Here is a 23,047-nt window from a genome sequence, read left to right as displayed (position 1 = left end):
CTAGCGCATTCGTACATGAAATAATGGTATAATAATAGTGTGTTATTTTTGTGACTAAGGAGGTTCTATGAAACCGACGACGCTCGTATTTCCCATTGATGAAAAAAATCGTATATTATTAGGGCGTAAGAAGCGTGGTTTTGGGGCTGATAAATATAATGGTTTCGGTGGTAAACTAGATAATGGTGAAAGCTTCCGAGAGTGTGCCATTCGCGAATTATTTGAGGAATCTGGCCTTCAAGGGCGCCCCGAAGACTTAGAATGTGTAGCGGCTTTTGATTTTCAATTTCCTTTTGATGAAAGTTTAACGCACGTAAGCTATGTGTATTTCTTGCGTACTTTCACAGGTACTGTAGAGGAAACAGATGAAATGGAGCCTCATTGGCTAGTACCGAATCAAATTCCTTACGAACATATGTGGGATGGTGATCGTCAATGGTTGCCAATGTTGCTTGAAGGAAAGAAATTAAAAGGACCTATTGTGTTCGGCCGAGATAATAGCATGGTGGACAAGATGGATTTGACCACTGTTGATACTGTTCTTGAAAGTGAACACTTGGCGCGCATTGATCTTTATATTAATGGATGATGAACATACGATTTATTACAATCTAACATTAAAATTATTGCTTGGTGGGTATTGGAGTATGAAATAGGGACTATGTAGCCATAAAAGTGGTACTAGGCTCCTAAATTTATAATATATTGAGGTAATATGACTGATAAAAAGAACCTAAAGTGGGTGCCACAGCTATTGGCGTGGTATGATGTGCATAAACGGGAGTTGCCGTGGCGCGATTGTGGGGACCCTTATAAAATATGGGTTTCCGAGGTGATGAGTCAGCAGACGCGCATTGAGGCTATGAAGCCATATTATGACAACTGGATGCGTCTATTTCCAACTTTGGAGGATTTGGCAAAGGCTTCCGAAGATGAGGTGGTTCACGCCTGGCAAGGGCTTGGTTATTACAGCCGTGCTCGTAACTTGCGCCTCGGTGTAAAGGATGTAGTTGAAAATTACGGCGGTATCGTGCCTCATGATCGTAAGACCATGGAGTCCTTAAAGGGCGTAGGTTCTTATACGGCTGGAGCCGTACTATCTATGGCGTACAATGAACCAGAAGCGGCTGTAGATGGCAATGTATTGCGCATTTATGCTCGCTTATATCGCATCTTTGACGATATTTTAAGCACTAAAGGGAAAAAGGCTATTACGGCCATCGTGGAGGAGACTTTGCCTCACGATCGACCTGGTGATTTTAACCAAGCCTTGATGGACTTTGGCTCTGCTGTGTGCATTCCAAAAATGCCACGTTGTGGGGAATGTCCTATTGTAAATATGTGCGCTGCCTATCAACATGAAGATACAGATAAACTGCCTGTGCGCATCAAGAAAACAAAGGTAGTAGAGGTGCCTTTATTCGTGGGCATCTTGAATTATAAAGGCTATTATTTGTTGCATAAACGGCCGAATCGTGGACTTTTACGATCCATGTGGGAATTTCCATCTGTGGAAATGGTATCTGCCTTTGAGGACGGAGAACGAGTCCTTGAGGAATTAGTTCAGGCCCTTGGCTTTGAGGTATCTTTGCAACCAGTACTTGTGAAAGAAATAACACATATTTTCTCTCACCGAAAATGGTTTATGAAAGCATTCCGCGGTGATTTAACGTACACAGGGAATGCGAATAATATATCGATTGCAGATATCCAACAGCAATTGCCAAAGGACTGGATGCTCATCAAGCGCGATGAGTTCTCCGACTATGCTTGGGCGGGTCCTCATGGTAAATTGACGGAAATCGCAAAATAATTTGTAGGAGCAATGAATGAGAATTCTATTTAATATTATTTTTTCTGCCATCCTCGTAATAGGGTTGGTAGGATTTTGGGCTCTATTCCTCAACTTGTGGAAGCCCAAAAAGAAATGGCCTGCCTGGGTGGGCTATATAATCATTATCGGTGCGTGGTTTGCTGCTATCCGATACTATATACTCAATCAAGTGGATTTATATGGTACGATGTACTATCCTTTGATGAATATGTTCCGTACCGAAAGCTATGGGTTCCTCTTTGGCGTATTTCTAGCGATTCCTGTATTTATCATACTTAGTCTATTATATTGGACAATCAATAAGATTTGGAGCAAAACACCAGAGGAAAATAGAACGGGGCGTCGCGCCTTTTTTAGAACTGCTGCAACTATAGTGCCGTTGGCTACTATCGGTGGCTCTAGCTATGCTGCCTTTGCGGGTCAACAAGAGGTAGTGGTAACTCATGAAAGCTTTGGCTACACGAACCTACCACCTGGGTTGAAAAACTATAAAATTGTACAACTTAGTGATATTCATATAGGACCGAGTATCGACTTAGATGACTTTGATGAAATCCTGAAATTAGCGCTTTTACAAAAGCCTAATCGCGTTGTTATCACTGGTGACCTCATTGATAAGCTTGCATGGTTGCCGCAAGTCTGTGAAAGACTAACAACCTTTGCAAAACAAATCCCAGATGGCGTTGACTTTATCTTGGGAAATCACGAGTATCATCACGATGTAAATAAGGTACTGGATTCACTTAAACGAAATACATCTATGAATATTCTCGTGAATAGTAATATTCAAATCATGGGTGGCAAGCAACCTGTATATATTGCGGGCGTTGCGTACGATAACGATCGTAAAAAGGATAACCGAGAAGCTATGATTAATAAAGCTTTGTCTGGCATTCCGGACTATGCCTTTGTTATCCTATTGGCTCATCACCCTGAATTCTTCGAAGAATCTATTGAACGTAAAATTCCATTGACTCTATCTGGTCATACACACGGAGGTCAAATCGTCTTTATGGGCATGCCCTTAGTACCAACAGGCACACCATATACAAAAGGTCGCTACGTAGAAGAACAAAGCGTGTGCTACGTTAATAATGGTACAGGACACTGGTTCCCAATCCGTATCAACTGCCCACGAGAAATTACAGTCATTACATTCTTTGACGGAGTAGCTTAGAAGTAAAGGTGAGTTCCTTAGAACAAAAGATGAGCTCACTATAGGGATACAATCATGTATAATACATTCTTTATCCATAAAATCTTCATATGTATTATTGTGCTTATGCTATTTGATATCTCTCTAATTTACGATATGACAGCGAATATATATAAGGGATATCTTAAAATAGCAATACTAGTGGCAATTGGATGCCATTTAGATTTATACCTGGAACTCAGTAAACAAGAAGCATTGATAATACAAGCATTCAAGCATGATACATTTAACGAGACCTATGAATTGTTAAATACAAAACAAGCTATTTTCATTATAGCTTTGATCCTGTTAATGACTACAAACCTTATAAAATATTAGAAACCCATAAGGTACAAATTAAAAGAGGTATTGTATATGAAAATACAATACCTCTTTTATTTATATGAACTTATATGATAGTTGTGATATATTAGAGTTAAAAATTTGATTGTGTTGATTAAAGAAGAGAGTGTATTAAAAATGATTCCGTTGTCTATTTATAAAATTTGTCTACCTGTAGGCCTTTTTGCTTATTATGTATTCAGGTTGTTTAGAATTTATATTTTAAAAAGTAATATGGAGTTGAAATTCCCAACTCTATACGGTCTTTCCTTAGGTTTAGGGATTCCGGTCAGTCTCTTTCTTATAGTACAGACATTTTTTATTTCCGATTTAGTTGATTACCTTAGTTTACTCTATGTAAATATGGGGATCTTAGTAATTGTTGAAACCATTGCAACATTTAAACTTAAATCCTCAAAAAGCTATTCTAATGCAAAGGTTTTTCGGTATTATTTATATTTTATAACAGCTATATTATTGTGGATGATATTTAATTGAATGATTGACTAGACTGAAACACTCGATATTGTAGAGCTATTTTATAGGTGTAGATTAATGTATAGTAAATTTTTTATCTACAAAGTTATTATATGTACCATTCCAATTCTTCTTATGGACATAGCTCTTATCTGCTCAATAATAACTGGTGGATACGAAGGAAATTTAAAAGCAACAATACTAGCGGTGATAGTATTCCATATAATTTTATATATACTCAGTCGTAAACAAGTAAAGCTATTAATACAAGCATTTAAGCAAAATGGATTTAAAGAGATTAATAATCTATTCAATATGAAATATGTTTTTCTAATCGTATTTTTTATGATATTAATAGCTATAAAAGTTATGAGATATTAGAGCTAAAGTTTTAATTATGTTATGAGAATATAGTTTTTATGGTTGGTGTGAGTATATGTTTTTAAAAATCTATAATTATTTTGTACGAGGCTTAGTACTTTTTTTACTTATATGTATTCCATATAGTCTTGTCACAAATCCAGAGTTGATTGAAGATGAAATAGACTTTTATTTCTTTGTTATCGCATATGTATTAATACTTTTGTTTTATGTGGTATGGAACTATATTTATAATTATTTAAGACGTAAAAGAGGTTTATAAAGTAGTGAAATATATAAATAAATTAACATATTTCTCTTATGATGGATTTATGGAAATGGATAATCTACGTAATAACTATGATTCTGTCTTAGAGCTTGATTGTAAAGATATGACAACAGAAGATAAGTTCTGGTTTTATTTCGGATTATATTTTAACTTTCCTACACAGGTTGATAATTGGGCTGCTTTTTCCGATTGGATGAGAGATTTAGCATTTTGGGATAGAAATAAATCTATTCTAATAATCTTTAAAAATATTGATGAGTTATTTTGTAGAGATTTAACCTTACAATCCTTAGCTATGTCAGTCTTTTGGGAAGAAGTCTTGCCATATTGGGAGAATGAAGTAGTAAAAGTAACGAGTGGATTGATGCAGCCACGTCAATTTGATGTATATTGCGTCATGAGTCAATATGATGATTTTTAGGATTTAATGAAGTCTATTAAGAATAATAAAGTGGATGAGAAGAAATGAATACTTTTATACAAGCAGATTTCATTAAATTTAAGATTGAAGTAAAAGAGTTAATTCAATATGTATGTAAATTAAAAACACTTACGATGAATATACAGACCTACCTTTCAATAAATATTTTAGTTTTATTGGGTATAGAAGCAAATATTTTTATGTTTTCTATTCCTTTTGATAAAACATATAATCAAGAGTACTATAATATGTTATTTTATGTAGGGCATACTCTGTATATTTTGTTTGTCTTTATTACAAATTATATGCGGTTGAATTATTATAAAAAGGGTTCTCTTAATTGGATTAATGTCTTTGTAATGATTTCTTTAGTAATGGTTTTAATTCTGGGGAATAGTATTACTATTTCTAATTCTAATTTTAGCTTTGGAGGTGCTACTGACTATATATTGGGTAACAATGTACTATGGAGTGTAGATGTACCTGAGATGTTCTTTCCGCTTTTGATGGGATTGATACTATTTGGGGCATTTGGAATCGATAAATTATGGTCTGATGATAAAACTATTGAAACGAATGGGATTATTTTTGATAATAAAGTTATTGATGTGTGGTGGGGCAATAGAAATGATTTAACCGATGGACAAATCAAGACTTTAAAGCTGCATTACAGTAGTCAAGATAACTATCCGTTTTGGGTTGATATCTATAAAAGTATTTTGATAGATAGTTTATGGTTTTATGGACGTAGTACTGTCCGGCAGTGGCATATGTTTAATGTGTTCTTAGCTTTTATTATGTATAATTTTGTTGTAACTTATACGATTGAAACTTCCATTTTAAGATATGCGTTATACATTTATCTTATATATACTGTAATTATAATGATATGTAGACGTTTGATGGATACTAATAGTAGCATTTTCTGGCTTATTTTCTTATTTGTACCATTCGTTAATATATATGTACTGTACTTGTTATATAATAAAACTTCAGCAGTGTATGATCAGGAGAGTAATTCAATCTTTTATTATCCTTTATAACTAATAAACCCCTACTAGGATATTATCCTAGTAGGGGTTGTTATATAAACTTCTTAAATTTAGTATTTTGGTTTAGTATTTTGGTTTGGTTAGAAAATTTAGGAAGGAGCAAACGTAAATGAGTAACTTAGATATTTCTTTATATGAGAAAATTATTGAAGGCCTGACGTATAATAGGGAATTAGAAATATATTATAATGATTATACATATGGGATTGTTACTTATGGGGAATTATGGCAATTATGGAAAGATAAAGAACTTTTGGCTGAATGTAATGATTTTTTACCTTTATTAGAAAATCCATTAATAAATGGTAGAAGTTTGAAAGATATTATAGAGGCGAGAGATTGTGGGTTATTTTTAATGTAAAAAATTGCTGTAAAATCTTCTAATGAAATCTATTTAAAAGAAGTATAGATATTAAAATTAGAACCCTTTTTATATTTTTATAACTTTGCGTTTTAACTAAAAAGAGGGACTGTAAGCTAATGCTTTATATTAGCATTTTACTTACAGTCCCTTTTACACGTTCATTTGAGGTATGAGAGGATGTTACAGATATATCATAGAGATGTGAGAGATTTTATTTCATGCGAACTGCTTCAGCAAATTCGTCTTCGGTCATGAGTTTTTCTTCCAAGATGATTTCTTTAATAGAGCAACCGCGTTTGTACGCTTCTTTTACCACCTTAGCGCTCTTATCGTAGCCGATGTATGGTGTTAAGGATGTAGCAATCATGAGGGATTGTTCTACAAAGAAGTTGAGTTTTTCAGGTACGAATTCTACACCGTCGATACAGTGTGTTGTGAACGAATTCATAGCATCTGCAAGGAGGCGACAGCTTTCAACAAAGTCATAGATCATGATAGGCATGTACACGTTCAATTGGAATGCACCGCTACCTGCACAGAGTGTCATAGTCGTATTATGGCCGAATACTTGGGCGCATACCATGGTCAAGGCTTCACATTGTGTAGGATTTACCTTGCCTGGCATGATGGAGGAGCCCGGTTCGTTTTCAGGAAGATGCCATTCGCCATAGCCACAGCGAGGGCCAGAGCCTAAGAAACGAACATCATTAGCGATTTTGAATAGTGTAGTAGCTAACGTATTGAGTGCACCATGAGCCATCATGAACGCATCTTTGAGGGCAAGTCCTTGGAATTTGTTGTTCTTCACGCGGAATGGAGCGCCTGTTACCTTTGGTAATACAGTTTCCATAACGTCTAGATAGCCTTTAGGTGTGTTTACACCAGTACCAACGGCAGTGCCGCCGAGGGCTACGTCGAGTAGGTAATCAGCGTTTTGCACGAGCATAGTTTTAGCAGTTTTTAAGCCGTCCACAAAGGCGCTAATTTCTTGGTCCACCATGATGAAAGTAGCATCTTGTAAATGTGTACGACCAACTTTTTGCAAGCCTTTCCCTTTTTTTTGCAATTTCTCAAAGGATGCGATAAGGCCGTCCAAAGCAGGAATTACGCGTTTTGTAATTTCAAAGTATCCACAGATATGCATTGCCGTAGGGAATGTATCGTTTGTACTTTGGCCGCGGTTTACATCGTCGTTAGGATGGAGTGGGTTGCTTTCATCTAACTGTTTAGCTCGGTGAGCGATTACCTCGTTCACATTCATATTAGTCTGTGTGCCAGAACCTGTTTGGAATACCGTTAACGGGAACTCATCATCCCATTTGCCGTCTACAATCTCATCTACTACTTGAGCGATGAGTTTCGCTTTTTCCTCAGTTACTGCGCCACATTTTGCATTGGTTAAAGCACATGCTTTTTTTACAAGCGCAAGCGCTTTGATTTGTTCAATGGGGATGCGGTGGTCACCGATCTTAAAGTTATTGAACGAGCGTTGCGTTTGAGGTCCGTAAATTCGTCTAGCGTCGACTTCGACTGGTCCCATTGAATCATATTCAATTCTTGTTTCCATAATGTTTACAACCTCCTTAAAAGACATGCCGACCCTATTGTCGGTACTTTAATTATATAAAATTCTGTATATTTGTACAGAATAAAAGAGAATGATTTCTATTTTCATATAATTGATAGGTGTATATGCATAATGCGCATATAAGAAAGGGAACGCATATTGCGCACTCCTTTTCCCCATACCTTTATGATTTCAATCTATATGTAAGATTGATAATGCGTTATATGTAGAAAGATTATAAATTAAATATTTTACTTGGTGAATAATGAAAGGTCTATTCTTATAGTAAGACGATTAGGTATATATTAGCGTGGTGGTCCTACAAAAACGATTTAGCGGCCCCGCGGAAGCGGGGTGGGTGGCTTTGGAGGCTTTTGGAGGGCTACCACGCTTAATAAAGAGTTTAGGGGAGAGAATAGACCTTTCAAGATATCTATTGAAGGCTCTTAAATTTATAATCTTTTATATGTATACATTATAAATATCGCATATATATTGAAATCATCGCTTTAACACGATAAAATGAAAGTAGCTTAGTATATTGTTTTAAGTTTATGAGTTCACAGAGGAGGTAAGTACTTATGAAACATGACTTTACGAGCCATGACCTTCATCTGCCGGAACTGACGTTACGTGGGATGCTACTTGGTGCATTGATTACTGTTATTTTTACAGCATCTAACGTATATCTCGGTTTGAAGGTTGGTTTGACATTCTCGTCATCCATTCCGGCAGCAATTATTTCAATGGCGATTTTACGGTTCTTCAAGGATTCTAACGTTCTTGAAAACAACATGGTACAAACGCAGGCTTCTGCCGCTGGTACATTGTCCGCCATTATCTTTATCTTGCCAGGTTTACTCATGCTTGGGTATTGGAACGGCTTTCCGTTCTGGCAAACATTTTTGCTCTGCGCATGCGGTGGTTGTCTAGGTGTATTATTCACCATTCCATTGCGTCGTGCTATGGTAGTGAATAGTGATCTACCATATCCAGAAGGCCGTGCAGCAGCAGAAATTTTGAAAGTTGGCTCTTACAATGGTGAACAAGGCCCTCAATCTAGCTCCGGTATGACCGATATCGTGTCCGGTGGCTTTATAGCTGGCCTTATTAGCCTTTGTGCAAATGGTTTCAAAGTGCTTAGCGATAGCATGAGCTTCTGGATTCCTGTAGGTAGCAAAGGGATTACTCAAATTCCTTTGGGCTTCTCTACAGCGTTGTTAGGTGCTGGTTATCTTATTGGTATCGCCTCTGGTATCGCTATCCTCGTTGGTGTACTCATCGCGTGGGCTGGCTTCGTACCTTACTTCACTAATATGTTTGCTCCAGATGGCGGTGCTACTGCCAAGTTTGCAATGGCTGTTTGGAAATCTAAAGTTCGTTTCATCGGTGCTGGTGCTATTGGTATTGCTGCGATTTGGACTTTGATTACCTTAATCAAACCTATCATCGAAGGCATGAAGATTTCTGTAAAATCTATGAATAGCAGTTCTGCTGAACGTGAATTGCATCGTATGGATACAGATATGAGTACAAAATCCGTTTTAGGTGTATTCATACTTATTCTTATTGGATTAGTATTTACATTCTGGGATTTCGTATCTGTCGTACCTATTAGTGCAGGTTTAATGTGGACACTTGTTGTAGTAGGTATCGTAGTAGCTTTATTGATTGGCTTCTTCGTAGCTGCAGCATGTGGCTATATGGCAGGCCTTATCGGTACATCTGCTTCTCCAATTTCTGGTATCGGTATTTTAGCGACTATTATTTCTTCCTTAGTTGTATACTTTATCGCAGCGGAAAATAATTTATTTGCTACACAAGAAGGTGTTCAGTTCGCTACCGCTATGGCTATCTTTATGACATCCGTAGTTATTGCGATTGCATCTATTTCTAATGATAATTTACAAGATTTGAAAACTGGCCAACTCGTTGGTGCTACACCTTGGCGTCAACAAATTGCCTTGTTACTTGGTTCTGTAGCCGGTGCCATTGCAATTGCTCCAGTTCTTAACTTGCTTTACCAAGCATATGGTTTCACAGGTGCGTTACCACGTGCTGAAATGGATCCAAACGCTGCATTATCTGCTCCTCAAGCGACTTTGATGACTACCATTGCGCAAGGTATCTTCAACTCTAGCATGGATTGGGATTATATCTTAATCGGCGTTGGCGTTGGTGTTGTGGCGATTATCATCAACTTGATTCTCAAGAGCACAACTGCTACCTTAACATTGCCTCCGTTGGCTGTTGGTATGGGTATTTATTTACCACCTACTTTAGAAGTACCGCTTATTATTGGTTCTTTCATCAGCTACTTCGTAGGTCGTTATCTTGTAGCTCGTGCTAAAATGCGTGCCGGTGAGCTTGCTGACTACGATGTAGAGCAATCCAATCGCCGCGGTGTTCTCTTTGCTTCTGGTCTGATTGTTGGTGAAAGCTTGATTGGTGTAATCATAGCTGTTATTATTGTATTGTCTGTTACAACTGGTGGTGGGGAATTCCCACTTGAATTAGTAGGTCCTGAATTTGAAAGCACAGCACAATGGTTAGGATTGCTTGCATTCATATTCGCTGGTCTCTATCTTGTTCGCCGTGTTGTTACACACAAGTTCAATAAAGAAGAAGCTCTTGCTATGAAAGCTGAGCAAGAACAATAAGAGGTTAAACAATGAAATTAAAACAGTCTGTACTCATCATTATGGCTGCTGCATTGCCAGTAGTCTCCTTCGCAGCAAGCGAAGTAATACCTGTAACGCAAGATACTGTAAATGTACAAGCAAATCAAACAAATGCGAAACGTGTAAATCGTAATGATTTAACATATCGTATTTCTAGCACTGCTACACCTGAGCAGAACCGTGCGTTGCGCTCTAAAGCGTCTAAAGTAGATCGTAATGCAGTTGAAGTGATAGCTCCAAATGCGGACCGTTATATGGATCGCAAAGAGGTTGCTGTATCACCTGTGGAATCTACTACAGATCATTTGGATTTAGTATTCCCAGAGGTTAAATCTGTTAGCCCTGCGGTAGAAAAAGCAATCAATACGACCATCAAAAAGTATGTTTCTAAAATACAAAATGATGTAGAAAAGTTAAATGCTAAAGAATCTGCTAAAACAAATGTAGTTATGTACTATGATGTTAAAACAGATAAAAACGGTATTTTCAGCGTATTGATTCACACATATACAATGCGTGATCATGATGCCAATGGTGTAAACTATGTAAAAGGCTTCACATTTAATACCACAACAGGTCGCCAATTGTCCTTGTACGATCTTGGTGGTCTTAATAAAAAAGAATTGGTGAATGCGATTAATAATAATCAAGATGTGAAAGATAAATTAGGTGGCGATGTAAATATCGATAAAATGCCTACTGAATTCTACACAACAGATGATTATTCCGTTGTAATGATCTTGCAACAAGACGTAGATGCAATCCATAGCGCAGGTACTGTATATGTACCAGTTGGTATCTTGCGTGACGGCGAAAATGATGTAACAAAAAAATAATCGAACTGTGTAAACTCGATTATGTGTGTATAGTAACAGCTGTTTAATTGTGAAAAGAACCGCTCCTAAGGGGGCGGTTCTTTTTTTATCTACTTTATTGTTTGTCGTTATAATAGTTTACGCGTGGCGGTAATGGGAATTGAATGTTTCCATCTGAGTTTGTAAGCGGTTCCGGTGGTAATTGTAAGAATACATTATCATGGAATTTCTTTTTAAATGCTTTCAACGTCGATTTTTGAATAGAATCAACGGTAATGAGAAGGGCACTCGTATCAGTATTTGGGGAGATGGAAATGATCTTTCCTTGAGGTTCTTTTTGTTGGTAAAGGGCGATGGCATCGGATTGATACTCCTCTAGTTGGGCCTGATTTAATTTGCCTTTTGACACGACTACAGTTCTATCTAGCTGTGGATCATGAGCCTCTGTAATAGCTTTGGAGACGAGGTCAGTTTTCTTTTGATCCGTTAAAGATGCATGTAATTGGCCTGCCTCCCAGAAGAGAGCCCCATCTTGACGAAATTTGGTGAAATCGTTGCCATAGCCTAATGCTTTGTCGATGATATTAGCTGTTTTATTTTCTACTTGTTGCTTGAACAATGTGTTGTGGAAGGCAAGTGCTTGTTCTGTTTGTGTCATGCGGTACGCAATTTCCGCGGCTTCTGCACGAGTTACATATTTTTCAGGGTTAAACAATGTACCTGGAGCGTAGTTTGTGAACCCAAGATAGGCAAGCTCGCGAACGGCATTTTGTGCCCAAGGAGCCACGAATTTTTGGTCTCCATAGGATATATTATCAAGAACTGTTGGGTCTTCAGTGGTATATCCTAAATAATGGATGTAGTTATCTGCTACTACAGCAAACTCTTGGCGAGACATATATTTTTCTGGTTTATATGTGTCATCGCCATATCCGCTGATGATATTCTTGCGCGCTACAGATTCAATAGCAAGAGCAGACCAACGGTCAGATGTAATATCTTTAAATTTACTTGATAAAAAGGCGGCTGTACCATCATCCGTGATATTGTTGAAGAGCGCTGCTACTTCTTCACGTGTCATAGGTTGGTTAGGTCGGAATGTACCATCGGAATACCCCTTCATTAGGTTAGCTTTTGTTACAGTGCTAATCGAGTTAGCTGCCCAAAAATCACTAGGCACATCTGTAAAGATGTGAGCGCGGATTTTTTGAATATCTTGAGGCGTACCAATAGAGGTGTTTACAACTGCAGGTGATGCAGTATTAGTAGATTTAATTTTAGCTGTTTCGGTTTTGGTAGCTTCCATTTTAGCAACATCCATTTTAGCTACTTCTGTTTTAGCTACATCTGCTCTAGTAGTTTCCATTTTAGTGGATTTAACAGTGGTCGCAGGAGCATGAGTTGTAGTGGTTGTGTTTGCAGAAGCAAAACCAAGGCCTGTTGTAGTTAATAATGTGCCGAGCACGAGGGCACGTAATGCGTAAGGGGTATTCTTGTACATAAAAATCCTTCCTAATCATGGTAAAGGCTAATGCGCGATAGCCGTAGAATATAAACTTTTACCAGCATAAAAAGCTATATCCGTCGCATTATAGTCAACTAGTTGGCATGCATTGTGATATACAACAAAGCAGCGTAGTACTATTGAGTATACGCTGCTTTGGCTGGTTAAGTGTAACGCCGATTAGCGTTTTACTGTCATTTTTACTTTGGACCCGAATAATTTAGAGATCCCTTGTTGTGTTTCTTTAGATGCTGTAGATACAACTGCGTAAAGTTGGTTATTTTCTACATCAGGGAATGTAGCTAGGATTGTACCTGCTTTTTCATTTTTGTTGTAGTAGTTGCGGAAGTTTGTATCAATTGCATCGTATTCAGCTTGGCTGTACTGGGAAGATTCAACTACAACATAGTTATTTACAGTGGAATCACCACGGTTTGCAAGGTTCGCTTTTACTGTGGAAATATCGCTGTCTGTTTTCAAAGCTACGTGTAATTGGTTGTCACGCCAGTACATTACGCCGTAATTTTGGAATGCATCTTCTGTTTTATAAGTTTTATTTAATTCAGAAAATACTTTGTCTTCTAATGCAGCTTGTTGCTTTTGATCAAGTGCTTTTAGTGTGCTACGACGAACAGGGCGAACTGTGCGAGTAGGTTCAGCTTTTTTTGCCTCAGCTTTGGCTACTTTATCTGTCTTTTCTGCCTCTTTTTTCATGTCTTTATCAGTTTTGGACATATCTTTTTTTGCATCTTTATTTACTTTGGAGGCCTCTTTTTCGATTGCTGTATCAGCTTTCATTATATCTTCTTTTACAGTTGTTTCAGCTTTAGCTTCAGTTGTACTATGTTTCGGTGTTGCAAGGCCAGCACCATTAAGCATGCGGTTCAAGATTGTTGCCGCTTGTGCTCTTGTTACAGGTTGTTTAGGGTTAAAGTTTTCTGTTGCCCCAGATGCTACGATGCCACGTTGAGCCATGTATTGGATATCTGCCAAGTAAGCAGAGGAGATGCTAGCTTCGTCTTTAAATGTTACTTTTTCTGCTTTTACAGGTGTAGAAAGATTTAATTTTTTAGCTAGGCTAGCGGCGGATGCAACGAATTGTTCGCGGTCCATAGTTTTGCTAGGTGTGAAAGCTGTTTTAGATGTGCCTTCCATTACGCCTGCAGCACTAACTAATTTGATAGCAGAGCTAGACCAACGATCTGCTTCCACGTCAGAGTAGGAGGTAGAGGATTCTTTTGTTACAATCTCCGCTAATTCTTGTTCGTTTAAGTTGTGTTGTAGCACTTTGCCATAAATAGCAGCTGCTTGCTCACGAGTAATTTGTGCACTAGGTTTGAATGTATTATCAGCATAACCAGAAAGGTAACCGGCTTGTGTCATTGCTTGGATAGCATCGCGAGCCCAGTTATCTTTTGTATCAGAATAAATGCCTGCTGGCAATGTTTCTCTAGCCTTAGTAGCTGCTTTAGCTTCAGTTGCCTTAGTGGCTGTCTTAGCTTCAGTTTTTGGTTCTGTAACTTTATCAGTAGTTGCCGGTTTTGCTTCTGCAGTTTTAGTTTCTAACTTAGTAGTTTTAGTATTTGATTTTTCGGTTGTAGTTGTAGCTTTAACCGTAGTTGCTTTAGTTTGTGTATTTACTACTGGTGTTGCTTTAGTGTGAGCTACAGTTGTTTCAGCGTGAGCCATGCTGAATGTAGAACCAAGGGCCAATGTAATTGCTAAAGACAAAGATAATTTATTTAGTTTCATGAAAAGGGCTCCTTTCAAACTATACTTATTATAAAATAAATTATAACACTTTTTAAATTTATACACTACTATAAGAAAATGTAATATATAAGGATAAAACTTACATGAATTTGAAAAATTAAGTTTGATTATATAAATATAGAATGAAATATAGATAAAAGTTGATTTTCTAGTAGTTAAAAATGCAAAATGATAAACATTCGCAAAATATAGCTTTTAAGGGGCTTTTACAAGAAAAAATGATAAATGAAATAATAGATGTGATAAAATTCAATGTTTGCTATTACAAAAAGTCATAACGATATAAGAAATAAAAGGGTACATACGAATATAGCAATTCTTTGGACAATATCTACATGATTAATTTATAATTATAGCGATGAGCTTTTGAATATTTATTTGAAAGCATAAGTAATGTTCAGGGCAGAAATTTAGTCGAAAAATTCACTACTAAAAATTGCCATAACACATACATATCAAAATTTTTTATTAGGTTAAGTACTAGAAAAGACGAGGAAGATAATATGAAAATTCATCTTTTCCAACAGTGTTTGATTGACATGTTCTACCCTCATGTAGGTATGGCTGGTGTAGAAGTACTTGAAAGATTAGGTTGTGAGCTTGTAGTACCTAAGAAACAAGTATGCTGTGGACAAATGTTTACTAACTCCGGTTACAATGACGCAGCTATGGATGCAATTAAGAATACAATCGAATGCTTTGAGAACGCTGAATATGTAGTCAGCATGTCCGGTTCTTGCGCTTTTGCAATCCGCGATGAATATCATCATTTCTTAAAAGATCAACCAGAGTGGTTGGCGCGCGCAGAAAAATTGAGTGGTAAAATTTACGAATTCACTCAATTTATTACTGACGTATTAGGTGTTGAAGATGTAGGGGCTCGTTTCAACGAATCCGTAACATACCATACATCTTGCCACGTAACTCGTTTGATGGGCATTAAAGAGCCTCCTTTCAAACTCCTTAAAAATGTTAAAGATATCAACTTGATTGAATTACCACGTGCAGATCGTTGCTGTGGTTTCGGCGGTACTTTCTCAGTTAAAAACCCTGAAATCAGTGAAGTTATGACACGCGAAAAAGCATTGGAAATTGCTGGCACAGGTGCCAACGTTATCTCCGGTTCTGACCAAGCGTGCTTGATGAACATCGCTGGTATGCTTGATCGTCTTCATAAAGAAGGCGAAATTGATCGCCGTATCAAAGTTATGCATATTGCTGAAATCTTAAACTGCCGTTAAGGAGGAGACGACATGGCACTTATATATGACAATCGCCCCTATAAAACACGTATAAAAGAATGTTTGGCTGACGATTTCAAAGTTGCAGCTATAAAAAAAGCACAAGACGTGTTTTATGATAAACGTAATACAGTAGTTGCGGATGTTCCTGAATGGTTAGATTTCCGCGCTGAAGCGGCTAAAATTCGCGATCACGTACTTAACAACTTGGATTACTATGTAAGTCAATTTGCTGACAACGCTGAAAAAGCAGGTTCTAAAGTTCACTTTGCGTTCGATGACAAAGAAGCAACTCAAATTGCATTAGATATCCTTCGCCAACGCGAAGCAAAAATGATCGTTAAATCCAAAACTATCTTAACTGAAGAAATTGGTTTGAACGAAGTGTTAGAAGAAGCTGGTATTGAAGTTAACGAAACTGACTTGGCTGAATTTATTTTGCAAACTGCAGTAAGTCCTCCATCTCACATCGTAGTACCAGGTCTTCACTTTGAACGTAACAAAATCCGCGAAATTTTCGCTGAAAAATTAGGTTATACAGGAACTGAAAACCCTACGGAAATGACTCACTTTGTACGCGGTTATGTACGTGAGCGCTTCTTAAAAGCTGATGTAGGTGTTAACGGCTGTAACTTTGCAGTTGCTGAATCTGGTACATGTACAATCGTTTCCAACGAAGGTAACGGTCGTATGGCTAGTTCTATTCCTAAGACTCAATTAATCTTCTTAGGTACAGAACGTATTGTTCCTGATTTTAAAGCTCTTGATGTTATGATGGAAATGTTGAACCGTTCTGCAGTAGGTTCTAAAATTTCTAACTACTTCTCCATGATGACTGGCCCTGCGCGTCCTGGTGAAGCTGATGGCCCTGAAGAAACTCATATCATTATTATCGATAACGGACGCTCTGGCATCTTGGGTGGGACATTCCAAGAAATGCTACGTTGTATCCGTTGTGGCGCATGCATGAATATTTGTCCTGTATACCGTCACGTTTCCGGTCATGGATATGGTTCTGTATATCCAGGTCCAATGGGTGCTGTATTGACTCCATTATTCAAAGGTTACGATGTAGCCGGCGATCTTCCATATGCTTCTACATTATGCGGTGCATGTACAGAGAACTGTCCAGTAGCTATTCCATTGCATGAATTGTTGATGGAGCACCGTCATATCATGGCTGATATTGAAAAGACTCGTCCAAAAGCAGAAGAAGCTATCTTCACAGCAGCTGCTAAGATGTTCGGTAATGCAACATTATTTGATCTTGGCACAAAAGCTGGTGCTATCGGTATGAACTTAATTAGTAATAAAGAGGGTAACATGCCTGAATGGACTCAAGCTATTCCAGTTATGAATGGCTGGACTAAATCTAAAGAATTGGGTTCCTTGAAATTCAAGAAATTCCGTGATTTATATGCTGAACATGAAAAGAACAAGAAGAAGGAGAAAAAATAATGGATGTAGCTAAACGTAATCAATTTATTGCACGTTTATCTCGTGCATTAGGCCGTGATCAAGAAATGTGCCCTGCTTTTGTAGAAGGCTTTGATTATAGCCATGGTCCTCAAGAAACTATGTTCCAAGATTTGAACCGCGATCAAATTTTGACAATGTTTAAGGAACAATGTCAACGTGTTGGTACAAAATTCGTTGAAACTACACCTGACAAACTAGGTGAAACAATTTTGGCAGCTATCGACGACTGGGGAAACGGTAAAATTGTATTCCCAAGCTCTCCTGAAGTAGAAGAATATAAATTAAAAGAATTGTTCGAACAAGATGCAGCTAATAATGGCGGCACTCGTACATACTTCCAATGGGATCCAGCTAAAGGTCGTGAAGAATGTATTTCTAATACTGCTAATGCTGATATTGGTATTACATTCCCATACTGCGGTATTGCGGAAACTGCTACTGTAGTACAAGCTTCTGGTGAGGATTCTGGCCGTGCGATTAGTTTGTTGCCTACAACACATATTGCTGTGTTGTATACTGACACAATTAATCCTCGCATGACACAAACAATGGAACATTTGGCTGAACGGTATCATAACGATCCAGCTAAGTTCCCTACAAATATCTGCTTGATTTCTGGTCCGTCCCGTACGGCGGATATCGAATTGGTAACTGTAGATGGTGCTCATGGTCCTATCCAAGTAACCTATATCTTAATTAATAGATAATATAATAGCTAGATTTACTAAAGGCGATTTTCTTTTAGAAAATCGCCTTTTTGGTGCATATATTACAGAATACATTAAATGTTATCAAAAATTAAATATTATACTTGTATTTTTTTCGATATATGCTATACTAAGTTCATAACCTATTGTTGTGATATGAATTAAAGAGGTGTATTATGAATATTCCATTCTTTACAGATTACCTCATGTTAAGCAATCCATTAAGTATTGGTATTATCGCGGTGTTCGTGCTCGTGTTAATAGGTATTTATGTATTGCAACGCAAGGGCACATCCTTCGGTAATCTCGTTATTATTGGTACTATTGCTGGTGCCGTACTTGGTATAGCGGTCCAAATTATTGCAGGCTTCCCTGATGATCCATCAAAAGTGGTTTATATCAAGGAAAGTACAAAGTGGTTCTCTCTCGTAGGGGGCGGTTTCATCGACTTAATCCGCATGCTTGTTATTCCTATCGTTTTTATCTCTATTGTTCACGTTATTTTGCACATGGAGGCAGATGCTAATCTTAAAAAGTTAGTAGTTGCTATGATTTCTACGAATCTCGGCATGGTAGCCGTTGCTGCTATAGTCGGTCTAATTTTGGGGAATGCCTTCGGTTTAGGTCAAGGTTTTGATATTGTTGAATCTGGTAAGAAGATTCGTGAAATCAAACCTATGGTTGATACATTCCGAGCACTAATTCCAAGCAATCCAATTCAAGCGGCTGCTGAAACAAATGTTATCGGCATTGTTGTATTTGCAATTATCTTGGGTAGCGTAGCTCGTCTATTAAAACAAACAGGGACAAACTCTATGGAGGTATTCACAAAACTATTTAATGAACTTCACCAGTTGATTTCCTGGGTAGCTGATTTCATTATTGGTCTTATGCCATATGGTGTAGTTGCCTTATTAGCTTCTACATTGGCAACACGCGGTGTACAAGCTATTCTTGATATGGGCTTGTTCGTAGTATTACTTTACGTTGGTCTTTTGATTATGTTTGTTGTACAAGCGATCTTGATTACTAGTTTTGGTTACAATCCGATTACATACTTCAAGAAAGCAAAAGCACCACTCTTATTGGCGTTTACTTCTCGTTCTTCGATGGGGGTATTGCCATTAACTGTAGAGACCTTGACAAAACGTCTTGGCGTAAATGCTACAACGGCTAATACGGTAGCTTCCTTCGGTACTACTGCGGGCATGCAAGGTTGTGCCGGCGTATTCCCTGCACTTGTTGTTGTTTACATTTCTAATGTAGCGAATATTCCATTCGATATGACTATGTACATCATGAGTGTTATCGTTATCGCTATCGGTTCCGTTGGTATCGCAGGTGTACCAGGTACGGCTACAATGGCTGCATCCGTATCCCTTAGTGGTACAGGCCTTGGTGCATACTTCACCTCCATTAGTCCAATCTTAGCTATCGATCCATTGATCGACATGGGCCGTACATGCTTGAACGTATCTGGTTCCTTAACAAATGCTCTCGTAGTAGATAAAATCATGGGAACTATCGATAAAGACGCATACAATAATCCTAATGAAGGTCGCGTATAAAAACTAGCAACACTTAGCCATATAAAACTATCATACAAAAGAACAGTCTTAGGGCTGTTCTTTTTTTACAAGTGATAATTATTACAGATTGTAAACCATGTTATTAATAATCGGTATTGAAATTGTGAGCTTAGCTACAAACATGCTTATGCATGTATGGTATACTAAGCGTTATAAAGTTACGAATTATGCTTAATAAATATAAGCCAAGAGGGTAATAGTATGATTACACAAGAATTGAAAGATCGATTAATTGCAGATTATCCAAAGTTTGAGGATATGACACATAAGTTCTATAAGAAAGAACTATCCATTGCAGACTATAAAGGACAATCTGGTGCTTATGGTAGTTACGCTGAGCGCGGTGCAAATACTGGCATGAGCCGTTGGCGCTTCAACGGTGGTCGCATGACGCGCGAGCACATACAGTTTTTAGCGGATTCCATTCGTAAATATAACCTGCAACACGTACATTTCACTACCGGCCAATGCTTACAAATGCATGGCCTTGATGGTGATACTATATTGAGTCTCTATAAGGAATGTTATGACCACGGTATCTATAACCGTGGCGCTGGCGGTGACAATCCCAATGTGGTGGCTAGTATTTTACGCGGCATTGATCCTCGTGAAACTTTAGATATTACGCCATATGCAACAGCTATTAGTGTATTTCTTATGGAGCAAATGTTCTATATCAAGATTCCTCGCAAATTTAAAATGGGTATAGATAATGGTTTTGATAGTACCCCACATTCTACGTTCAAGGACCTAGGTTTTAACTTAACAAAACACAATACTTTTGATGTGTATGCTTGTGATGGTATTGGTCCTAATCCTCGCATTGGTATTCCGGTGGCACATGATGTAGCACCTGAGGATGTTTTGTACCATGTGAAAGCTATGCTTATGGTTTTTGCTAACCATGGTAATTTCAAAAACCGTGGTAAGGCTCGTACCCGTTACATGCCTGCTGAAATGGGTGGGGCGGAAGTTTTCATCAAGATCTATGAAGAAACCCTAGCTATGGTAAAAGAAGTAGAACACCTAACTATTAATCCAGCTGATTATGCTTATGAAATTACAAAAACTGGTAAGCGTGATGATTCTGTGGAAAATTATCGTATTCACCGTCAAAAACAGGAAGGTTTATATTACGTAGAATACCATCCAGCAGGTGGTGATGCGAACGTAGAACACTTGTTGGCTGCCCTTGACTATGCAGTGACACTTGACCAAGTAGAAGCACGTATTGCGCCAGACCAAGCATTGTTCTTCATTAATCTCACAGCTGATGAAGCACGCAAAATTGCGGAAATAACTGATGATAGTGCCGAAAATGATTTCCGCCGTTCCGTATCTTGTGTTGGTTCTACTATATGTCAGATTGGTATGCAAGACTCTAACGGTCTGTTAAAAGATATCTTCGCACACCTTGAAAAAAAGGGTGTAGACACAAGAAAACTACCTCGTTTACATATATCCGGCTGTCCACATTCTTGTGGTACACACCAAATCGGTGAAATTGGATTCCATGGTGCTGTAAAATTAGTAGATAAAAAACCTATGGTAGCATTCATCCTTGTAGATGGTGGATCAGAACACATGGGTTCTGAAAACTTCGGTAAAATGGCTGGCAATATTGTAGCTACAAAAATTCCGGAATTTTTGGAATCTTTGGCAAATATTCTAAACGAATCTCCAGAACCAGACTTTGGGACATGGAGAATGACACACAAAGCGCAATACATGGAACTTATAAAAGCATTTGAGTAAATGTGGTTTCCGCTTGTGATGGGGCTCTGTTAGATTGCGACAACTCAATAAATAATAAAAAGAGTTCCCTCTTTGCTCCGTTCTTCGCAAAGTCGCTGCATAGGGAACTCTTTTTATTATTTGAGCGTCTGCTATTAACCAGTCCCATGACAAGCTACATCTGATATTTACTCAATATGCTTTTATAATTAGAGGAGCGGAGAGGCGAGAGCGGCTAAGTAGTTTTGACTGAATTTGCATCAAGACTAGACGGTAGATTAGCCTCTGGCCAGTCCTTCCCATACGGTGGGCATGGCGCCACTACTATAAAGTTTATTATAATGTGTAAAATGATAGTGTTTTCTATGATTTATTTCAAGGTGTAATTGTAATGACTCTACATAAGTATTAGCTAGATTATTTACGCTTTTGGATGGGACATCTTTATAAATACAGTGATAAAAAAGTAAGAATACGCTTGTGCAGCGACTTTGCGAAGAACGGAGCAAGCAAGCGTATTCTTACTTTTTTTACCAAGTTGTACTAACGAGATGGGGTCCCATCCTAAAAGCGGATGAACAAATGTTAGTTGAGTCCCAATACAATTAGAATAATTGTTTAAAACTAGATATGACTTGATTTTGTATGTTATAATAGGCTTTATAGTAGTATTTGGAGGATATTCAGATGTTATTTACCGTCAATACAGAAGTCTGTACACGATGCGGCCTTTGCGTTGCTGACTGTCCGACCGGATTGCTGGTGATGTCCGATGCTGGACCTATAACTGGCAGGGGAGGTTGTATCTCCTGTGGGCATTGTATTTCCGTATGCCCAACGCTTGCTCTTGATAGCGATATGACACCGCGCAAGGAGCAAATCGATATTACAAAGGAACCTAAGTTAACGCCTGAGCAAGCTGAACTATTTATGCGTAGTCGCCGCTCTATTCGTAACTATCAAAATAAACCAGTCCCTGTAGAGCTCATTCGCAAAGTGCTAAACGTTGCAAGAATGGCGCCAACAGCAACTAACACACAAGGTATTTCGTATATAGTAATTCGGGATAAACAAAAGTTGCGCCGTATTGCTGATCTCGTTTTGGAGTGGATGCATTTGGCTGCAAAAACAGTACCAATCATGCGCCTTTATGCTCGTGCTGCTCAAGCAGAAGTAGATAAAGGCAAGGAATATATCTTGCGCGATGCACCGGCTCTCGTAGTGGCTATCGGCTCTAAAAAGGATATTCACCGTACCCATGATAGTGGTCACTCTTGCTTGTCTTATGCTGAACTATATGCGCCGACATTAGGGCTTGGTACTTGTTGGGCAGGTTTTTTTGAACATGCAGGCGAAGCAGAATATGAACCATTGTTGGCGCTTTTAGGTGTGCCAGAGGATAAAGTTATTGCTGGTGCTATCTTGATGGGCTATCCACGCGTTCATTATCGTAATATCGTGGAACGTCAACCTCTGGACGTTGTATTCGATACTGAAGAATAAAATAAAAGCGATACTCTAACTTGATTAGGGTATCGCTTTTTGGCATATAATGAAATTTTTACATATGATGGATTGCAATAAGTAATGCGACAAAATTAAATCAATTTTCTAATCTCATGT

17 protein-coding genes are annotated in these 23,047 nt (G+C 38.0%); 14 read left to right on the top strand and 3 right to left on the bottom strand.

Annotation, left to right across the window (positions count from 1 at the left end; translation table 11 throughout):
* Window positions 1-67: 67 nt before the first annotated feature.
* The 6 genes from Q7O55_RS06365 (at window position 68) to Q7O55_RS06340 (ending at window position 6,331) form a co-directional block, all read left to right on the top strand.
* On the top strand, window positions 68-589 hold the full coding sequence (locus Q7O55_RS06365) for an 8-oxo-dGTP diphosphatase (protein ID WP_303929285.1): 522 nt from the start codon (window positions 68-70) through the stop codon (window positions 587-589).
* A gap of 126 nt (window positions 590-715) precedes the next feature.
* Window positions 716-1,813 carry an A/G-specific adenine glycosylase gene (gene mutY, locus Q7O55_RS06360; RefSeq protein WP_303929284.1) on the top strand — a complete coding sequence of 366 codons (1,098 nt, stop codon included), beginning with the start codon at window positions 716-718 and terminating at the stop codon, window positions 1,811-1,813.
* A 16-nt stretch (window positions 1,814-1,829) separates the two neighbouring features.
* Window positions 1,830-3,011: a metallophosphoesterase gene (locus tag Q7O55_RS06355; RefSeq protein ID WP_303929283.1), complete on the top strand. Its 1,182-nt coding sequence runs from the start codon at window positions 1,830-1,832 to the stop codon at window positions 3,009-3,011.
* 1,535 nt (window positions 3,012-4,546) lie between these two features.
* Window positions 4,547-4,918: a hypothetical protein gene (locus Q7O55_RS06350; protein WP_303929282.1), complete on the top strand. Its 372-nt coding sequence runs from the start codon at window positions 4,547-4,549 to the stop codon at window positions 4,916-4,918.
* 44 nt (window positions 4,919-4,962) lie between these two features.
* Window positions 4,963-5,961, top strand: coding sequence for a DUF805 domain-containing protein (locus Q7O55_RS06345; RefSeq protein WP_303929281.1), 999 nt, complete (start codon window positions 4,963-4,965; stop codon window positions 5,959-5,961).
* A 118-nt stretch (window positions 5,962-6,079) separates the two neighbouring features.
* A complete protein-coding gene (locus Q7O55_RS06340; RefSeq protein WP_303929280.1) occupies window positions 6,080-6,331 on the top strand; it encodes a hypothetical protein in 252 nt (83 codons plus the stop codon).
* 214 nt (window positions 6,332-6,545) lie between these two features.
* Here Q7O55_RS06340 and Q7O55_RS06335 read toward each other — a convergent pair whose 3' ends face one another.
* Window positions 6,546-7,901 (bottom strand): lyase family protein, encoded by a 1,356-nt coding sequence (locus tag Q7O55_RS06335; RefSeq protein WP_303929279.1) that lies wholly within the window; start codon window positions 7,899-7,901, stop codon window positions 6,546-6,548.
* A gap of 581 nt (window positions 7,902-8,482) precedes the next feature.
* On the opposite strand from Q7O55_RS06335, the gene Q7O55_RS06330 reads away from it, so the two are divergent.
* The gene (locus Q7O55_RS06330) at window positions 8,483-10,561 is read left to right on the top strand and encodes an OPT family oligopeptide transporter (RefSeq protein WP_303929278.1); all 2,079 of its coding nucleotides are present in this window, start codon (window positions 8,483-8,485) and stop codon (window positions 10,559-10,561) included.
* A gap of 11 nt (window positions 10,562-10,572) precedes the next feature.
* Entirely contained in the window at window positions 10,573-11,418 is an 846-nt protein-coding gene (locus Q7O55_RS06325; protein ID WP_303929277.1) for a hypothetical protein, read from the top strand.
* 94 nt (window positions 11,419-11,512) lie between these two features.
* Here the strand turns inward: Q7O55_RS06325 and Q7O55_RS06320 are convergent, their stop codons facing one another.
* The gene (locus Q7O55_RS06320) at window positions 11,513-12,898 is read right to left on the bottom strand and encodes an S-layer homology domain-containing protein (RefSeq protein ID WP_303929276.1); all 1,386 of its coding nucleotides are present in this window, start codon (window positions 12,896-12,898) and stop codon (window positions 11,513-11,515) included.
* Between the two features lie 183 nt (window positions 12,899-13,081).
* Window positions 13,082-14,653 (bottom strand): S-layer homology domain-containing protein, encoded by a 1,572-nt coding sequence (locus Q7O55_RS06315; protein ID WP_303929275.1) that lies wholly within the window; start codon window positions 14,651-14,653, stop codon window positions 13,082-13,084.
* A gap of 524 nt (window positions 14,654-15,177) precedes the next feature.
* Here Q7O55_RS06315 and Q7O55_RS06310 point away from each other — a divergent pair.
* The 6 genes from Q7O55_RS06310 (at window position 15,178) to Q7O55_RS06285 (ending at window position 22,927) form a co-directional block, all read left to right on the top strand.
* A complete protein-coding gene (locus tag Q7O55_RS06310; RefSeq protein WP_004694880.1) occupies window positions 15,178-15,915 on the top strand; it encodes a (Fe-S)-binding protein in 738 nt (245 codons plus the stop codon).
* Between the two features lie 12 nt (window positions 15,916-15,927).
* Window positions 15,928-17,373, top strand: coding sequence for a LutB/LldF family L-lactate oxidation iron-sulfur protein (locus Q7O55_RS06305; protein WP_004694882.1), 1,446 nt, complete (start codon window positions 15,928-15,930; stop codon window positions 17,371-17,373).
* Window positions 17,373-18,101, top strand: coding sequence for a lactate utilization protein C (locus Q7O55_RS06300; RefSeq protein ID WP_303929274.1), 729 nt, complete (start codon window positions 17,373-17,375; stop codon window positions 18,099-18,101). The genes Q7O55_RS06305 and Q7O55_RS06300 overlap by 1 nt, the downstream gene beginning before the upstream one ends.
* A 176-nt stretch (window positions 18,102-18,277) precedes the next feature.
* The gene (locus Q7O55_RS06295; RefSeq protein ID WP_303929273.1) at window positions 18,278-19,669 is read left to right on the top strand and encodes a cation:dicarboxylate symporter family transporter; all 1,392 of its coding nucleotides are present in this window, start codon (window positions 18,278-18,280) and stop codon (window positions 19,667-19,669) included.
* 222 nt (window positions 19,670-19,891) lie between these two features.
* The gene (locus tag Q7O55_RS06290; RefSeq protein ID WP_303929272.1) at window positions 19,892-21,445 is read left to right on the top strand and encodes a nitrite/sulfite reductase; all 1,554 of its coding nucleotides are present in this window, start codon (window positions 19,892-19,894) and stop codon (window positions 21,443-21,445) included.
* A 666-nt stretch (window positions 21,446-22,111) separates the two neighbouring features.
* Window positions 22,112-22,927, top strand: coding sequence for a nitroreductase family protein (locus tag Q7O55_RS06285; protein ID WP_303929271.1), 816 nt, complete (start codon window positions 22,112-22,114; stop codon window positions 22,925-22,927).
* The last annotated feature ends 120 nt before the right edge of the window (window positions 22,928-23,047 follow it).

Source organism: Veillonella parvula, from assembly GCF_945949885.1.
Taxonomy (GTDB): domain Bacteria; phylum Bacillota; class Negativicutes; order Veillonellales; family Veillonellaceae; genus Veillonella; species Veillonella parvula_B.
Note: the sequence above shows the minus strand (reverse complement) of the source record. Positions and strands in the feature narration are given on the sequence as shown.

Bases quoted from the DNA above. Each gene is read 5' to 3' on its own strand.
- Q7O55_RS06325 (WP_303929277.1), top strand. From the start codon at position 10,573: ATGAAATTAAAACAGTCTGTACTCATCATTATGGCTGCTGCATTGCCA.
- Q7O55_RS06330 (WP_303929278.1), top strand. From the start codon at position 8,483: ATGAAACATGACTTTACGAGCCATGACCTTCATCTGCCGGAACTGACG.
- Q7O55_RS06305 (WP_004694882.1), top strand. From the start codon at position 15,928: ATGGCACTTATATATGACAATCGCCCCTATAAAACACGTATAAAAGAA.
- Q7O55_RS06285 (WP_303929271.1), top strand. From the start codon at position 22,112: ATGTTATTTACCGTCAATACAGAAGTCTGTACACGATGCGGCCTTTGC.
- Q7O55_RS06340 (WP_303929280.1), top strand. From the start codon at position 6,080: ATGAGTAACTTAGATATTTCTTTATATGAGAAAATTATTGAAGGCCTG.
- Q7O55_RS06300 (WP_303929274.1), top strand. From the start codon at position 17,373: ATGGATGTAGCTAAACGTAATCAATTTATTGCACGTTTATCTCGTGCA.
- Q7O55_RS06350 (WP_303929282.1), top strand. From the start codon at position 4,547: ATGGATAATCTACGTAATAACTATGATTCTGTCTTAGAGCTTGATTGT.
- Q7O55_RS06315 (WP_303929275.1), bottom strand. From the start codon at position 14,653: ATGAAACTAAATAAATTATCTTTGTCTTTAGCAATTACATTGGCCCTT.
- Q7O55_RS06365 (WP_303929285.1), top strand. From the start codon at position 68: ATGAAACCGACGACGCTCGTATTTCCCATTGATGAAAAAAATCGTATA.
- Q7O55_RS06335 (WP_303929279.1), bottom strand. From the start codon at position 7,901: ATGGAAACAAGAATTGAATATGATTCAATGGGACCAGTCGAAGTCGAC.
- Q7O55_RS06320 (WP_303929276.1), bottom strand. From the start codon at position 12,898: ATGTACAAGAATACCCCTTACGCATTACGTGCCCTCGTGCTCGGCACA.
- Q7O55_RS06345 (WP_303929281.1), top strand. From the start codon at position 4,963: ATGAATACTTTTATACAAGCAGATTTCATTAAATTTAAGATTGAAGTA.
- Q7O55_RS06355 (WP_303929283.1), top strand. From the start codon at position 1,830: ATGAGAATTCTATTTAATATTATTTTTTCTGCCATCCTCGTAATAGGG.
- Q7O55_RS06290 (WP_303929272.1), top strand. From the start codon at position 19,892: ATGATTACACAAGAATTGAAAGATCGATTAATTGCAGATTATCCAAAG.
- Q7O55_RS06310 (WP_004694880.1), top strand. From the start codon at position 15,178: ATGAAAATTCATCTTTTCCAACAGTGTTTGATTGACATGTTCTACCCT.
- mutY (WP_303929284.1), top strand. From the start codon at position 716: ATGACTGATAAAAAGAACCTAAAGTGGGTGCCACAGCTATTGGCGTGG.
- Q7O55_RS06295 (WP_303929273.1), top strand. From the start codon at position 18,278: ATGAATATTCCATTCTTTACAGATTACCTCATGTTAAGCAATCCATTA.